Genomic DNA, 14052 nt, shown 5'->3' with positions numbered 1-14052 from the left:
GGAGGACCGGGGTCATGGACGAAGGAGTCACATGCGAACACCACTATCTCCGCGACTGCGCCGCACCATCGGCCCGACGCCGGCACGCGCCCGCACTTTGCCGGCCGCCGGTCCCCTGAACCGCCGGCTGGCCCTGCCCCTGGCGCTGGCGATCGGCACGGCCGGCGCGCTGGCCGCCGTCGGGCAGCCGGCCTCGGCGAGTGCGGCGGACGGGGCGGCGACCGCCGCCGTCGAGCCGGCCCAGGGCGGGTCAGCTCTGGGCGGGTTCGCTCAGGGCGGCTCGGGCAAGGGCGGGTCGGGTCAGGGCGGGTCGGGTCACGGCGGGTACCGCGAGGACCTTGGCCGCGAGACCATCGCGCCCGGCGACGGGTGGGCCGCCTGGTCAGGCCCCACCTTCCCGGAGGGCGTGGAGCGGCAGGCCGGGCCCACCACGGGCGGCGCGGCGGCCGGACGCGGCGAGATCTACGAGGTCGACACGTGGCAGGAGCTGCGGGACGCGCTCGCGGGGCGGGAGGGCGGCAGCCAGAACGACGCCCGGTACAACGAGACGCCGCGGATCGTGTACGTCACGGACGCCATCGACGCCTTCACCGCGGCGGACGGAACCCAGCTGACCTGCGAAGACTTCGCCGCTCAGGTCACGGTCGGCGACACGGGCGAGCCGTTCTCGATGGACGACTACATCGCGCACTACGACCCGTCCGGCCCGTGGGGCTGGGCCGATCCGGCCGGTCCGCTGGAGGAGGCGCGCGTCGCGGCGGCACGCCTGCAGGCCGCCCAGACCCAGCAGCACGTCGGCTCGAACGTGACGATCGTCGGCGTGGGCGACGACGCCCGGATCTCCGGCGCCAACATCCGGGTCCGGGACGCGCACAACGTCATCCTCCGGAACCTGCGGTTCTCCGACGGCTACGACTGCTTCCCGCAGTGGGACCCGGGCGACAGCGCCACCGGGAACTGGAACTCCGCCTACGACAACGTCTCGCTGTGGACGTCCACCAGCGTGTGGGTGGACCACTCCACGTTCGACGACGGTGAGCACCCCACCGAGTCGCTCCCCGTCGTCTTCGGGCGGCCGTTCGAGGTGCACGACGGCCTGCTCGACATCACGCACGGCTCGGACCTGGTGACGGTGTCGTACAACAGGTTCCTGAGCCACGACAAGACGATGCTGATCGGCTCGTCCGACTCGCGTCTTCAGGACCGCGGGCAGCACCGCGTGACCCTGCACCACAACTACTGGCAGGACATCGGCCAGCGCGCACCCCGGGTCCGGTTCGGCGACGTGCACGCGTACAACAACTACTACCGGCAGACTCGCCGGCAGGCCGCTGGTGCGTTCCAGTACTACTGGGGCGCCGGCAAGGAGTCGAGCCTCGTGGTCGAGAACAACGCGGTCTCGCTGGCCCGCGGGACCGATCCGGCCCGCGTGGTCGGCGCATACGGCGGCACGATGCTCAGCGAATCCGGCACGACGCTGAACGGCCGCCGCGCGGACCTGCTGGCGGCGTTCAACGCCACGGCGTCGACCCCGCTCGCGGACGAGGCCCGCTGGACGCCGTCCGAGGCGTACCGCTATCGCCTGCTCCCGACGATCGCGGTCCCGTGGGTGGTCGCCACCCACGCGGGCGCAGGCATCCTCCCCTCCACTCCGCCGAGGTAGAACCAGGGCGAAGTAGAACCGCAGCGCGACTGCGGTTCTACTTCGCCAGACTTCTACCTCGCCCTGGTTCTACCTCGCTGTGGTTCTACTTCGGCGGGGTGGGGTCAGAGGCCTAGGTTCAGGTCCTCGATGCGGACCGGGTCTCCTGTTTCCAGGGAGCGGTTGCCCGCGTAGCCCACCGACGACGCGCGGACGCCGTCGACGTAGCCGGCCGCACGGCCGAGCGGGTCGGGCTCGCCCGCCGGCGCGAACACGCTGGCCAGCAGCAGCGCGTCGCCGCCGCCGTGCCCGCCGCCACCGCGCACGATGGGCCGTTCCTCCGCACGCTCCCAGTGCCGCTGCACCACGAGGCGCTCCCCGATGGGCCGCACCTCGTTCCCGGCGAACACCTCCGTGGCGCTCGGGTCGAGGATCGCCGCTCCGTCGGAGCCGAACTCGACGGAACCCCGCTCGGTGACCTCGAGCTCCGCCCGGCCGCGCGTGCCGTTCACGACCACGCGGTAGCCCTCCCACGGCGCGTGCGCGGTGAGCGAGTAGGTCAGCAGCGCGCCGCCCTCGTACTCCACGACGAGGCCGAGCGTGTCTTCGGTGGTGATGCCGGCATCGAAGACCGAGCGGTTGCGCACGTAGCCGTCGACCGCCTGGGCGTCAGGCCCGTACAGCGTGGACAGCCACTCGTTCTTCTCGACGGAGAGCTGCCACGGGTCGACGCCGCGCTCGTTCAGCGCGCGCTCGGCGTCGGTGGGCTCGTAGTCGGTGGCGTGCGCGCCGTCATCGCCGTAGAAGCGGCGCCCGCCCGTGGCGAAGACGCGCTGCGGCACGCCGTCGATCCACCAGTTGACCAGGTCGAAGTGGTGGCTCGACTTGTGCACGAGCAGACCGCCGTTGTTCACCTTCTCGCGGTGCCAGCGGCGGAAGTAGTCGGCGCCGTGCACGGTGTCGAGGGCCCAGTCGAAGTGGACCGAGAGCACCCGGCCGATCTCGCCGCTCGCGATCACCTGGCGCAGCGCACTGTTGCGCGGCGAGTAGCGGTAGTTGAACGTCGTGACCAGGTCGCGGCCCGTCTCGGCCACCGCGTCCACGATCTGCCGGGCCTGGTCGGCGTGCGCTGCGATGGGCTTCTCCACGACGACGTCGGCGCCGGCCCGCAGCGCGCGCGCCACCAGGTCGCCATGCGTCCGGTCGATCGAGGTGACGATCACGCGGTCCACCGACTGCTCGGCGATCGCCTTCTCGAGGTCGTCCGGCTGGTAGACGGGGCGGATGCCGCCGAGCGCCGCCGCGACCCGCGCCTCGTAGGCTGCCGCGCGAACATGGTTGGGCTCGACCCAGGCGACGATCTCCCCGTCGGGGGCGTGCGTACCGATCAGGGCGTTGATGTACATGGAGGCGCGGTGCCCGGTACCGACCACCGCATAGCGGCGCCGCCCCTCGGGCAGGGGACCTGACGGTGGCTCGGGCGCGCGGGTCGGACCGGTGATCGGCTCAGTGGTCGGCTCAGTGGTCGGCTCGGGCATCGGTAGAGAGCTCCTTCGGTCGTCGTCGACGTCGGGTGGATGGGATTGAAACGATACGACGCCCGGAAAGCGCTGTCCATGGTCCTCGGGGCGCAAGCCACGGACAGCGTTCCGGGTTCGGAGAGCAGGACCGGGGTCACCGCTCGGGCGTCAGCACCACCTGGCCGGCCCAGGCGAACCCGCCGCCGAAACCGAACAGCAGCGCGGGCGCACCCGCCGGGATCTTGCCGGCATGCCACCACTTGGACAGCCCGAGGGGGATCGACGCCGCGGACGTGTTGCCCGACTCCGTGATGTCCGTGACGACCACCTTGCCCTCCAACCCGAGCGCCTTCGCCAGCGGCTCGATGATCCGGAGGTTCGCCTGGTGCGCCACGAGCACCTCGATGTCGTCGAGGCTCAGCCCGGAGCGCGCCACGACGTCGCGCGCCCGGTCGGCGGCACGCGTGATCGCCCACTTGAAGACCGCGCGGCCGTCCTGCTGGAACTTCACCTCCGGCACCTCTATCCGCACGGCGGGCGTGAGCTCGGGCTCCGTACCCCAGACGACCGGCCCGACGGCGGGGGCGTCAGAGGCTTGCAGCACCGCCGCCCCCGCGCCGTCGGCCGTGAGGATGCACGTCGACCGGTCGGTCCAGTCGGTGTACGCGGTGAGCTTCTCCGCCCCGATCACCAGTGCCGTGCGCGCCGAACCCGCGCGGATCGCCTGGTCGGCCACCCCGACGCCGTGCGCGAACCCCGAGCAGGCCACGTTGAGGTCGATCGCCGCCGGTCCCACGACGTTGCGCAGGTCCGGCGCCTCCTCGCCCTCGGGGGTCGAGGCCCCCGGCTGAACCCCGGTGTGCAGGGCGTACGCGACCCGGCCCGCGGTGTTCGGCGAGCGGTCGTCGTTGGTAGCCGTCGCGACGATCACCAGGTCGACGGCGTCCGCGGACACGCCGGCGTCGCCGAGCGCGTGCTCCGCCGCGGCGGTCGCCATGTCGGCGACCGTGACGTCGTCGGCCGCGGCGTGCCGCGTGACGATGCCGGTACGGGACCGGATCCACTCGTCGTTGGTCTCGACGAACTGGGCGATGTCCTCGTTCGTGAGCGTCTTCGGCGGCTGGTGGTGACCCAGGCCGATGATGCGGGACCCGGCGGCGCCGGCGGGGAGGTTCAGTGTGGGCGGCTTGGCCATGAGGTCAACGTAGCGCGCTCAGGTCGAACGGTTCGACGGCTAGCCCGGGAACCCTCTCCCGCGCCGCCCGGACTATGCGCTCCTCGGCGCCCGGTCCGGTGTCCGGCACCTCGCCCACCTCGCGGAACGCACCGCGCAGCTGAGCGTCGTACCGCTCCCCCATCGCCGCGTTGCGGCCCTTGTACGTCCACGCGATCAGGTTGCCCAGGTCGAACCTCGACCCGCACGCGCGGCACGACATGATGCCCGGCGGCCGCCGGAACCGCGTGGTCCGGTGGCCGGCCGGGCAGGCCCCGACCCACGGCCCGTCGATCGAGGGCGCGGCGGGATCCACGCACCGCCGGCCCGAGCACCCGATCCGCACCGCCACTTCGCGCCACGCCGGCCCGTGCTTCGCCCTGGACCCCGCGAGCGCGTGCGCCACCTCGTGCAGGATCGTGTCCCGCACCTCCCGCTCGTCGTGGATCCGGGTGAGCGGGGCGGACAGGCTGATGCGGCTCTTGGTGTAGTTGCACATCCCTGCGCGCCGGACGGCGTCGTCGAACTCGAACGTCCAGGCCTTCAGGCCGTGCTGGTCCATCAGCTCGCGCGCCAGGCGCGAGGCGGCGACAAGGTTCATGGGTTCCCCTGCGTTGATCGTGAGTGGGTCGATGCGTCCGGCCGTGCCGGACGCGGTCGAACCTACGGGCCCTCACTGACACCCCCGCGGAGTTATCCACAGCCCCATGCCACAAAGCAGACCAGTCAGGCATCACTCCCCGAGGTGTCCGACGGCGGTTCGGCCGGCGGGATCGGGAAGTTCGTCCGGAACACGTTCGACGGATCGTAGACCGCCTTCACCGTCCGCAGCCGCGCGAACGTCGGCTCCGGGAACGCCTCCAGCAGCCGTTCGGGCCGGCTGTCGGTGTCGAACGAGAGGTACGAGCCGTCCATCACGGGCCCGATCTCCGCGTCCCATGCCTGGTTGAGCCGGTCCTGGCTGCCCCCGAGAGCCGAGAGAGAGAAGTTCTGGTGCCGGTGCGAGTAGGCCGTGGCGTCGGGCGCGACGTCGTTCCCCGCACCACCCGTGGCCCGGATCGAGGTGAAGTACGACTCGCCCGAGGTCAGCAGCCGCTCGATCGCCCGGCTCGTACCCTGGTCCAGGTGGTCCAGCAGGCCCGACCGCGCCGACGGGTCGCCGCCGCCGGAGTGATGCGCGTCCTCCTGCCGCACGATCCCTGAGTAAGGCAGGAGCTGCGCCTGGTGTCCCAGCAGCGGCCCGGCATCGGCCAGCACCTCGAGCTGGGCGATCGCCTCGTCCGGGTCGGCGTCGGCGCCCTCGGCGGCGAACACGGTCATGAGCTGCGCCATCGGCCCCTGGCCGCGGCGCCCGGCGGACAGGTACATGAACGAGGTCAGCCCACGCGGCGCCGCCTCGACGGCGGCGCCCCACTTCTCCAGCAGCCCCGCGGTGTCTGTCGCGTCGAGCGTCATCTGCGAGAAGACGACGTCGCCGACGGCGCCGACCTCGATCTCCAGCCACGTGACCACTCCCATGTTCCCGCCCGCACCGCGCAGCGCCCAGAACAGGTCGGGGTGCTCGTCGCGGGAGGCGTGCAGCACCCGACCATCGGCCGTCACGACCTCGGCGGCGACCACGTGGTCGATCGTCAGGCCCTGCAGCCGACCGAGGAACCCGATGCCGCCGGTGGTCCCGAGCCCGCCCACGCCCACACCGCCGTAGTCGCCCGAGGTGATGGCCCAGCCGCGTGGGGCCAGCGTCGCCGCGACCTCGCCCCAGGTTGCCCCGGCGCCGATCCGGACGCGGCGCGTGGCCTCGTCGACCACCTCGACCGACCGCATGCCGCTCATGCTGAGCACCACACCGCCGTCGTTCGTGGACCGGCCGGAGATCCCGTGCCCCGCCGAGCGGACGGCGAACTCCACGTCCTGCTTCTGCACCCACGCCAGGCTCGAGGCGACCTCGTCCACGTTCGCCGGGCGCAGGACCAGGCCGGGCGCGCCGGAGCGCAGGTAGTTGTGCCGCACCGCCGGGTACTCGCGGTCGCCCGGCTCGACGGCGCGGGCCGCCAGCTCCGACGGGAGCGAGTCGTAGTCGATCCCCGGCCGCCGTGCGGCCAGTGCGGCGGTGCCCCGGTGGGCCGACGCCGGGGCGGTCCCGGCTGAACGCCGTTCCGCCGCCACGGCCTCCCGGACCGCGGGCGCGACCTCCTCCGCGAACGCCCGGATCTGGTCCGGGTCGTCGCTGGTGAGGATGAAGGCGCTGGCACCGTCCTCGACAGCCAGCTGCGTGAGCTCCTCGGCCCACTGGTCGGCAGGACCCTGCAGCGGGCCGGTGGAGCGGTCGGTGATGGCCCCGCCCACGTTGAGCAGGCGGCGGATCTCGCTCGGCGAGCGCCCGGCCTCCAAGGCCGCCTCGTCGATGGTCGTGTTGCCGCGCGCCAGGTCGCCGTCCTTCATGTAGGGCAGCGAGGGCAGCCAGCCGTCCGCCTTGGCGCCGGTGAGCCGAAGCATCCGCTTCTTGTACGCGCCGAGCCAGATCGGGATGTCGTGCGCGGGTGCCGGGCCGCGCTTGGCGCCGTCGACCCGGTGGAACCGCCCCGGAACCCGCAGCGGCGTGCGGTCGGCCGCGTTCCAGATGCCGCGCATGATCTCTATGCCCTCCTCGAGGGCCTCGACGCTCTCGGCAGGCGTCCGGCGCGGGACGCCCATCGCGGCTATCGCGTCCCAGAAGCCGCCGGCGCCGACGCCCATCTCGAACCGGCCGCCGCTGAGCAGGTCGAGGCTCGCGGCCGAGCGGGCCACGACGGCCGGCTGACGCATGCCCAGGTTGAGCACGTTCCCCGAGATGTGGATGCGCTCGGTCTGCGCGGCGACCCACGACATCAGCGTCCAGGTGTCCAGGAACGACGGCTGGTACGGGTGGTCCTGGAACGTGACCAGGTCCAGGCCGAGCCGGTCGGAGAGCTGGGCGAGCTGTACCGGCGCCTGCGGATCCGCGTTGGTCGGGGTGATGAACGTACCGAAGAGCAGCTCGTGCCCGTAGTCGGTCATGGGTGCGGTGTCCCTCGTCTCGCTTCGTCTGCCGCGCGTCACGGCAGATCGTCTGTATGGCAGACGATATAACTCACAACTCTTCTTGATTGCCGCACATTCCCGTAGGATGGGGGCATGAGCACCACACCCACCACCACCCGCGCGGGCCAGCACTCCCTGTTCGGCTGGTCCCTCGCCGCACTGCTGCGCGAGTGGAGCGCCCGGGTCGACGCCGCGGCCGACGACCTGCCCCAGGGCACGCGCGGCTATCAGCTCCTCACGGCCGTGGTGCACGGCGACCTGCCGAGCCAGGCGGCGCTCGCCTCCACGCTCGGCATCGACCGCACCGTCATGACCTACCTGCTGGACGCGTTCGAGGGCTGCGGGCTCGTCGAGCGGCAGCTCGACCCGGCCGACCGGCGCGCGCGGCGCATCGTCGCCACGGACAAGGGCCAGGAAGTGCTCGCCGCGATGGAGGCCCGTGTCGCCGCGGCGGAGGAGGAGCTGCTCGCGGGGCTCGAACCGGGACAGCGTGCGATGCTCCGGGAGCTGCTGGAGCGCGCCGCCATGGGTACGGGCCCGGACGAGGATCCGTGCCGCACCGTGGCCGAAGCGACCACGCCTGGGTAGCTGCCCGACGCACATGTCAGCCACGTGACGCGAGCGTCTGACATGTCACCGAGCGTCTGACGGGTCGGCGCAGCCGGCCGCGCCGCCAGGGTCAGCGCTCGCCCAGACCCGTCTCGCGGTAGAAGCCCTCGATGTGGTCGCGCATGAGGTGCTCGGCCTCGGCGCCGTCGTGCCGCGCAACGGCATCGACGATCCCGCGGTGCTCAGCGCGGAGACGGGCAGCGGTCCTCGGCCATTCCTCGACGGCGGCCGCGCCCGCCGCCACGTACGAGGCGACGGCCGCCCGCATGCCGCTCAGGATCGCCTCGACGAGCTGGTTGCCGCTCAGCCGGGCCAGCTCGATGTGGAAGTCCTGGTCGTGCTCCAGGAAGGCAGCGACATCGAGCTCGGGGTCGGCCATCGCCTCGACGTGCTCCCGCACGCGCGCGAGCGCGGCGTCGTCCGTGACCCGCGCGGCGGCGTCGCGCACCGCGCCAGCCTCGAGCAGCACGCGCGTGCGCACGACGTCGGACACCGGCAAGGTGCCGGACGCCACGTGCAGCCGCACCGCCGCACCCAGGCCGGCCGCAGGCCGGTCGATCACGGTGGCGCCCGCGCTCGGGCCGGACCCGACGGCGGTGCGCACGATGCCCATTGCCTCCAGGATGCGGATGGCCTCACGCACCGACGGGCGGGACACCCCCAGCTCCTCCGCGAGCGCCCGCTCCGCCGGAAGCCGCTCGCCGATCGGCCACTTGCCCGCGTTCAGGCCGGTCTCGATCTGGGCCAGGACGCGCTCGTGGGTTCTCACCGGGCCAGTGTACTTCTGTGGTCTGTCCACAGTGGGCTATGGTGAGGACAGACCTCGAAGGAGAGTGCCCATGCGTATAGCCCTGGCTGCCACCTGCATCGCCGACGCCATGTTTCCGCAGGCCCCGAGGGCCGTCGTGACGCTCCTGGAGCGACTGGGCCACGAGGTCGTCTTCCCGGCCGGGCAGGCGTGCTGCGGCCAGATGCACGTCAACACCGGCTACCTCGCCGAGGCGGTACCAGTGGTCCAGAACCACGTGCGCACCTTCGCCCCCGTGGCCGACGGCGAGTGGGACGCCGTCGTCGTGCCGTCCGGCTCGTGCACGGGGTCGATCCGGCACCAGCAGGCGATGGTGCTGGAGCGCGCGGGCCTGCCCGCCGAGGCCCGCGCCGCGACCGCCGTCGCCGAGCGCACCTACGAGCTGTCCGAGCTGCTGGTCGACGTGCTCGGCGTGACCGACGTCGGCGCCTGGTTCCCTCACCGCGTCACCTACCACCCCACGTGTCACTCGCTGCGGATGCTCGGCGTGGGCGACAAGCCGGAGCGGCTCCTGCGGGCGGTCGAGGGCCTGGAGCTCGCCCCGCTCGCGGAGGCCGAGGGCTGCTGCGGGTTCGGCGGGACGTTCTCCCTGAAGAACGCGGATACGTCCGCAGCGATGCTGCAGGACAAGGTGGCCACCGTCGTCGACACAGGGGCCGAGGTGCTCACCGCCGGCGACTGGTCGTGCCTGATGCACATCGGCGGCGGGCTCTCGCGCGGCGGCACGGCGGTGCGGCCGATGCACCTGGCGGAGATCCTCGCCTCCACCCGCGAGGCACCGGTCGTCCTGGGCCCCCCGGCCGGATCCGGCACCCACCAGGAGGTCGCCCGATGAGCACGTTCCTCGGCATGCCCGCCGCCCGCGACGGCCGTGGGCCGAGTCCGGAGGCCGCGCCCGGAACCCTGTCCGGCGTCGGCCGGCCGGAGGACCCGCTGCACTGGGGCGCGTCGTTCCCCGACGCCGCCAAGGCCGCGCTCGACAACGGCCAGCTGCGCCGCAACCTGGGCAACGCGACGTCGACGATCCGGACCAAGCGGGCGCGCGTGGTCGGTGAGGTGCCCGACTGGGAGCCGCTGCGCGACGCCGGGTCCGCGGTGAAGACCGACGTCATGGCGCGCCTGCCGGAGCTGCTCGAGACCTTGGAGCGCAACGTGACCGCGCGCGGCGGCGTCGTGCACTGGGCGCGGGACGCCGCCGAGGCGAACCGGATCGTCGCCTCGCTGGTCCGGGAGAAGGAGACCGACGAGGTCGTCAAGGTCAAGTCCATGGCGACGCAGGAGATCGGGCTCAACGAGGCGCTCGCCGAGGAGGGCATCGCGGCGGTCGAGACGGACCTGGCGGAGCTGATCGTGCAGCTCGCCGACGACATGCCGTCACACATCCTGGTGCCGGCGATCCACCGCAACCGCACCGAGATCCGAGACATCTTCCTGGAGCGGATGGCCGACGCCCCACCCGACCTGACCGACGTCCCGCGCGAGCTCGCGATGGCGGCCCGCGCGCACCTGCGGCGCAAGTTCCTCTCGGCGAAGGTGGCGATCAGCGGCGCCAACTTCGCCGTCGCGGACACCGGCACGCTCGCCGTCGTGGAGTCCGAGGGCAACGGCCGCATGTGCCTCACGCTGCCCGAGACCCTGATCACCGTGATGGGGATCGAGAAGCTGATCCCCACGTTCGACGACCTCGAGGTGTTCCTGCAGCTCCTGCCGCGGTCCTCGACGGGCGAGCGGATGAACCCGTACACCTCGATGTGGACCGGCGTGACGCCCGGTGACGGCCCGCAGGAGTTCCATCTGGTGCTGCTCGACAACGGGCGCACCAGGGTGCTGGCGGACGAGGCGGGCCGCTCGGCCCTGCACTGCATCCGCTGCTCCGCGTGCCTCAACGTCTGCCCGGTGTACGAGCGGGTGGGCGGCCACGCCTACGGCTCGGTCTATCCCGGCCCGATCGGGGCGATCCTCACGCCGCAGCTCACCGGCGAGAAGTCGGACCTCCCGTACGCCTCGACCCTGTGCGGCGCCTGCTACCAGGTGTGCCCCGTGAAGATCGACATCCCGTCGATCCTGGTCGAGCTGCGTGCCCGCGAGGTGTCTCTGGCGGGCTCCTCGCCGGACACCGCGGACCGGGTCTGGAAGGCGGCCATGAAGGCCGCGTCCTTCGCGATGGCCGACGGCGCACGGTTCCGCCGGGCCGCCCGCGCCCCACGACTGCTGCGCGCGATCTCGCGGAACGGCGTGATCCGGAGGCTGCCGTTCCCGGGCTCGCTCTGGACCCGGTCGCGGGATCTCCCGGAGCCGCCCAAGCAGACGTTCCACGACTGGTGGGCCGGACGAGAGGACGGACGATGACGGACGCCAGGACCGAGATCCTGTCCCGCATCCGGGAGGCGCTGGGGCCGGACGGCGGCTCGGTGAGCCCGGCCGATGCGGTGCCGCGCGAGTACCGGTCGGCCGGGGAGCATGTGCCGGGCTCCGATGTCGTGCTGGACCTCCTGATAGACCGGCTCGAGGACTACAAGGCGCACGTCCACCGGACGCCCGCCGCAGACTTGCCGGGTGTGCTGGCCCGGGTGATCGCGCAGCGGTCAGCAGAACGTCAGGAGGTCGGCAGCTCGGACTACCGATCGCCTGACATTCCGCCGACCACCCGAGACGCCGTGCGCGGGTCCGTGGTGGTGCCCTCCGGGATCGAGGAGGGCTGGCTTTCCGGGCTGGACGGGGTCGACGTGCACGTCGACTCGCGGGACGCGCCCCTGTCGGCGGCCGAGCTGGACGAGATCGACGCCGTCGTCACGGCCGCCCGGGTCGCCGTCGCCGAGACCGGAACCATAGTGCTGGACGGCGAACCCGACCAGGGCCGGCGCGCCATCTCGCTGGTGCCCGACGTGCACGTGTGCGTGGTCCGGGCCGACCAGGTCGTGCAGACCGTCCCCGAGGCCGTACACCTGCTCGGCGCCCATCCCGACCGGCCCTTGACCTGGATCAGCGGCCCGAGCGCCACGAGCGACATCGAGCTCGACCGGGTCGAGGGCGTCCATGGCCCCCGAACCCTCCACGTGGTGCTGCTCTCCTGACGCGTCAGGAGTGCAGGCTCGCGCCCTTGACCACCTTGTCCACCACGCGGCGCTCACCGGCCACCGCCACCCCGACCAGGTCGAGCTTCTCGGTGGCGACGCTCGCGACGGCCGCCCGGTTGTCGACGTCGTTCCCCGTCGCGAACAGGTCCGCCGTGTAGACGCCGATGCGCAGCCCCCGGGCGTCGGCGCGCTCGCGGATCGTGGCGAGCCGGTCGCCGTCCGCCACCATGACCATGACCGGGGTGCCGAGCATGGCGAGGTACTCGCGCCCGTCGGCGTCCCGGTAGGTCTCCCCGATCAGCTCGGGGTAGGCGGCGGTCACGGCGCTGGCCAGGAACGCCGTCACGTTGTTCTCCTGCCAGCCGAGCAGGTCGTCCCGCAGGACGATCACGATCTTGGCTTGTTCGAAGGTCATGACGCCCAGGGTGCGGGCGGGACGGGGCGCGGATCTTGTACGTTCTTGATATGCACCCGACCGATGCGTCCCCGGACGTCGTGCGCGCCTGGCGCCCCGGCCTACCCGGCGTCGCCGAGGTGCTGCACGCCGCCTGGCACGAGCACGCCTACCCGGCCCACACGCACGACACCTGGGCGGTGCTGGTCGTCGACCGCGGCCTGATCGGCTACGGCCTGGACGGCCACGAGCACGCGGCGCGGCGCGCCGGGGTGACCGTGCTGCCGCCGGGCGTGGTGCACGACGGGCGGTCCGTGACCGCCACCGGCTTCCGCAAGCGCGTGGTCTACCTGGAACCCACGGTGCTCGACGACGGCCTGGTCGGCCGCGCCGTCGACGCGCCGCTCGTCCCGGACGACGCGCTCCGCTCCTGCTTCGTGGGCCTCGACCGCGCCCTCACCGCACGCGAGGACGTCGCGGCCGAGAGCCTGCTCGCCCTGGTCACGGAAGGCCTGGCCTGGCATCTCACCGGCCACCCGACGCCGCCACGCGAGCCGCCCGCCGCCTCGACCGCCCGGCGCGCCCGCGGGCTGCTCGACGCTGATCCCACCCGGCCGGTCCGGCTGGCCGAGGTCGCCGCCGAGCTGGGTGTCACCGTGCCGCACCTGGTGCGGGCGTTCACGCGCGAGCTCGGCCTCCCACCGCACCGGTACCTCGTGGGACGGCGCCTCGACCTGGCGCGGCGCCGGCTGCTGGCCGGGGAGCCCGCCGCCGACGTCGCCACCGGCACCGGGTTCCACGACCAGGCGCACCTGACCCGGCACTTCCGCCGCCTCCTGCGCACCACCCCGACCCGCTACCAGCGCGCCGCCCAGTAGGACATTGCTTGTGGGCGCGATCGTTGCGCCTAAAACGGGCACCTAGTCGCAACGATCACGCTCATAACAAGCGGATGCGGTGCGCGACCCTCCAGTACCGCAAGGCACGTACGGGAGGCGGCTCCGGCGACGTCGGGCAGCGCAGGAAAGGTGCCGCCGGGTGGCGGATTCTCGCGTGAGCCGACGGCGAGACGGTGGATCCGTGGACGCCACCGGGGCGTCCCGGAACCGGAGGTACCGAGATGGTCACCATGACGAACACCCGGTCGGCCCGCCCCACGGGCACGCTCCGCCCGGCCGACAAGCTCCGCACGGCGTCCGCGGCGCTGGAGCGCCTGCTCGCCGCACACAGCATCACCGCGCTGCGGATCAGCATCGGGCTGATCTTCACCTACTTCGGGATGCTCAAGTTCTTCCCCGGGGCGTCCCCCGCCGAGGCGCTCGCGACCCGGACCATCGACCTCCTCACGCTGGGGATGGTCCCGGCAGGCGCCGCACTGCTGATGACGGCGGTCATCGAGACCTTCGTCGGGCTCTCGCTGATCACCGGCGTCGGCCTGCGGACCGGGCTGGTCGTGCTGTACGGGGCGTTGGCGGGGATCGTGTCGCCGCTGGTCCTGTTCCCGGGCGAGCTGTTCGACGGCGTCGTGCCGACGCTGGAGGCGCAGTACATCCTCAAGAACGTCGTGGTGGCCTGCGCCGGTGCGGTCGTCGCGGCGAAGGCCCTGGGCTCACGGCTGGTTGCGTCACGCTGAGCGCACGCGCAGCTCGTGTGATCGGCAAGAGGTCAGGTGATCGGCATCCCGGGATGCCGATCACCTGACCTCTTGCCGGTCACACGCCCGCCCGTG

General features: G+C 72.5%; 13 protein-coding genes. 7 read left to right on the top strand and 6 right to left on the bottom strand.

Annotated elements, in window-relative coordinates:
- Positions 1–31: 31 nt before the first annotated feature.
- Complete coding sequence (locus EW117_RS21720; protein WP_129788779.1) at positions 32–1663, top strand: pectate lyase family protein; 1632 nt, start codon at positions 32–34, stop codon at positions 1661–1663.
- Between the two features lie 104 nt (positions 1664–1767).
- On the opposite strand, the gene EW117_RS21715 is transcribed toward EW117_RS21720, so the two are convergent.
- From EW117_RS21715 to EW117_RS21700, 4 genes are all read right to left on the bottom strand, one after another.
- Positions 1768–3180, bottom strand: a complete 1413-nt coding sequence (locus tag EW117_RS21715; RefSeq protein ID WP_129788778.1) for a Gfo/Idh/MocA family protein — start codon at positions 3178–3180, stop codon at positions 1768–1770.
- Positions 3181–3316: 136 nt separating this feature from the next.
- Positions 3317–4357: a beta-ketoacyl-ACP synthase III gene (locus EW117_RS21710; protein WP_129788777.1), complete on the bottom strand. Its 1041-nt coding sequence runs from the start codon at positions 4355–4357 to the stop codon at positions 3317–3319.
- A 4-nt stretch (positions 4358–4361) separates the two neighbouring features.
- The gene (locus tag EW117_RS21705; protein ID WP_129788776.1) at positions 4362–4976 is read right to left on the bottom strand and encodes a SprT-like domain-containing protein; all 615 of its coding nucleotides are present in this window, start codon (positions 4974–4976) and stop codon (positions 4362–4364) included.
- 125 nt (positions 4977–5101) lie between these two features.
- Positions 5102–7411, bottom strand: coding sequence for an LLM class flavin-dependent oxidoreductase (locus tag EW117_RS21700; RefSeq protein WP_129788775.1), 2310 nt, complete (start codon positions 7409–7411; stop codon positions 5102–5104).
- A 117-nt stretch (positions 7412–7528) separates the two neighbouring features.
- Between EW117_RS21700 and EW117_RS21695 the strand changes: the two genes are divergently transcribed.
- Positions 7529–8023: a MarR family winged helix-turn-helix transcriptional regulator gene (locus EW117_RS21695; RefSeq protein ID WP_129788774.1), complete on the top strand. Its 495-nt coding sequence runs from the start codon at positions 7529–7531 to the stop codon at positions 8021–8023.
- Positions 8024–8114: 91 nt separating this feature from the next.
- Here the strand turns inward: EW117_RS21695 and EW117_RS21690 are convergent, their stop codons facing one another.
- Positions 8115–8813 (bottom strand): FadR/GntR family transcriptional regulator, encoded by a 699-nt coding sequence (locus EW117_RS21690; protein ID WP_129788773.1) that lies wholly within the window; start codon positions 8811–8813, stop codon positions 8115–8117.
- Positions 8814–8883: 70 nt separating this feature from the next.
- Between EW117_RS21690 and EW117_RS21685 the strand changes: the two genes are divergently transcribed.
- The 3 genes from EW117_RS21685 to EW117_RS21675 are packed head-to-tail and all read left to right on the top strand — an operon-like array spanning position 8884 to position 11926.
- A complete protein-coding gene (locus EW117_RS21685) occupies positions 8884–9687 on the top strand; it encodes a (Fe-S)-binding protein (RefSeq protein ID WP_129788772.1) in 804 nt (267 codons plus the stop codon).
- Complete coding sequence (locus EW117_RS21680; RefSeq protein ID WP_207211985.1) at positions 9684–11201, top strand: LutB/LldF family L-lactate oxidation iron-sulfur protein; 1518 nt, start codon at positions 9684–9686, stop codon at positions 11199–11201. Before EW117_RS21685 ends, EW117_RS21680 begins: the two co-directional genes overlap by 4 nt.
- Positions 11198–11926: a LutC/YkgG family protein gene (locus EW117_RS21675; protein ID WP_129788771.1), complete on the top strand. Its 729-nt coding sequence runs from the start codon at positions 11198–11200 to the stop codon at positions 11924–11926. The genes EW117_RS21680 and EW117_RS21675 overlap by 4 nt, the downstream gene beginning before the upstream one ends.
- 4 nt (positions 11927–11930) lie before the next feature.
- On the opposite strand, the gene EW117_RS21670 is transcribed toward EW117_RS21675, so the two are convergent.
- Complete coding sequence (locus EW117_RS21670; RefSeq protein WP_129788770.1) at positions 11931–12344, bottom strand: DUF2000 domain-containing protein; 414 nt, start codon at positions 12342–12344, stop codon at positions 11931–11933.
- Between the two features lie 50 nt (positions 12345–12394).
- On the opposite strand from EW117_RS21670, the gene EW117_RS21665 reads away from it, so the two are divergent.
- Both EW117_RS21665 and EW117_RS21660 read left to right on the top strand, forming a co-directional pair.
- Positions 12395–13201 (top strand): AraC family transcriptional regulator, encoded by an 807-nt coding sequence (locus EW117_RS21665; RefSeq protein ID WP_129788769.1) that lies wholly within the window; start codon positions 12395–12397, stop codon positions 13199–13201.
- A 251-nt stretch (positions 13202–13452) separates the two neighbouring features.
- Positions 13453–13956 (top strand): DoxX family protein, encoded by a 504-nt coding sequence (locus EW117_RS21660; RefSeq protein ID WP_207211984.1) that lies wholly within the window; start codon positions 13453–13455, stop codon positions 13954–13956.
- Positions 13957–14052: the final 96 nt, after the last annotated feature.

The organism is Promicromonospora panici (assembly GCF_900608595.1).
GTDB lineage: Bacteria > Actinomycetota > Actinomycetes > Actinomycetales > Cellulomonadaceae > Promicromonospora > Promicromonospora panici.
The sequence above is the reverse complement of the archived record's forward strand: the minus strand, read 5'-3'. Positions and strand labels throughout refer to the sequence as shown.

Excerpts from the sequence above, each read along its gene's own strand:
- EW117_RS21720 (WP_129788779.1), top strand. The coding sequence starts at position 32 with ATGCGAACACCACTATCTCCGCGACTGCGCCGCACCATCGGCCCGACG.
- EW117_RS21685 (WP_129788772.1), top strand. The coding sequence starts at position 8,884 with ATGCGTATAGCCCTGGCTGCCACCTGCATCGCCGACGCCATGTTTCCG.
- EW117_RS21660 (WP_207211984.1), top strand. The coding sequence starts at position 13,453 with ATGACGAACACCCGGTCGGCCCGCCCCACGGGCACGCTCCGCCCGGCC.
- EW117_RS21705 (WP_129788776.1), bottom strand. The coding sequence starts at position 4,976 with ATGAACCTTGTCGCCGCCTCGCGCCTGGCGCGCGAGCTGATGGACCAG.
- EW117_RS21675 (WP_129788771.1), top strand. The coding sequence starts at position 11,198 with ATGACGGACGCCAGGACCGAGATCCTGTCCCGCATCCGGGAGGCGCTG.
- EW117_RS21680 (WP_207211985.1), top strand. The coding sequence starts at position 9,684 with ATGAGCACGTTCCTCGGCATGCCCGCCGCCCGCGACGGCCGTGGGCCG.
- EW117_RS21665 (WP_129788769.1), top strand. The coding sequence starts at position 12,395 with ATGCACCCGACCGATGCGTCCCCGGACGTCGTGCGCGCCTGGCGCCCC.
- EW117_RS21700 (WP_129788775.1), bottom strand. The coding sequence starts at position 7,411 with ATGACCGACTACGGGCACGAGCTGCTCTTCGGTACGTTCATCACCCCG.
- EW117_RS21710 (WP_129788777.1), bottom strand. The coding sequence starts at position 4,357 with ATGGCCAAGCCGCCCACACTGAACCTCCCCGCCGGCGCCGCCGGGTCC.
- EW117_RS21670 (WP_129788770.1), bottom strand. The coding sequence starts at position 12,344 with ATGACCTTCGAACAAGCCAAGATCGTGATCGTCCTGCGGGACGACCTG.
- EW117_RS21715 (WP_129788778.1), bottom strand. The coding sequence starts at position 3,180 with ATGCCCGAGCCGACCACTGAGCCGACCACTGAGCCGATCACCGGTCCG.
- EW117_RS21695 (WP_129788774.1), top strand. The coding sequence starts at position 7,529 with ATGAGCACCACACCCACCACCACCCGCGCGGGCCAGCACTCCCTGTTC.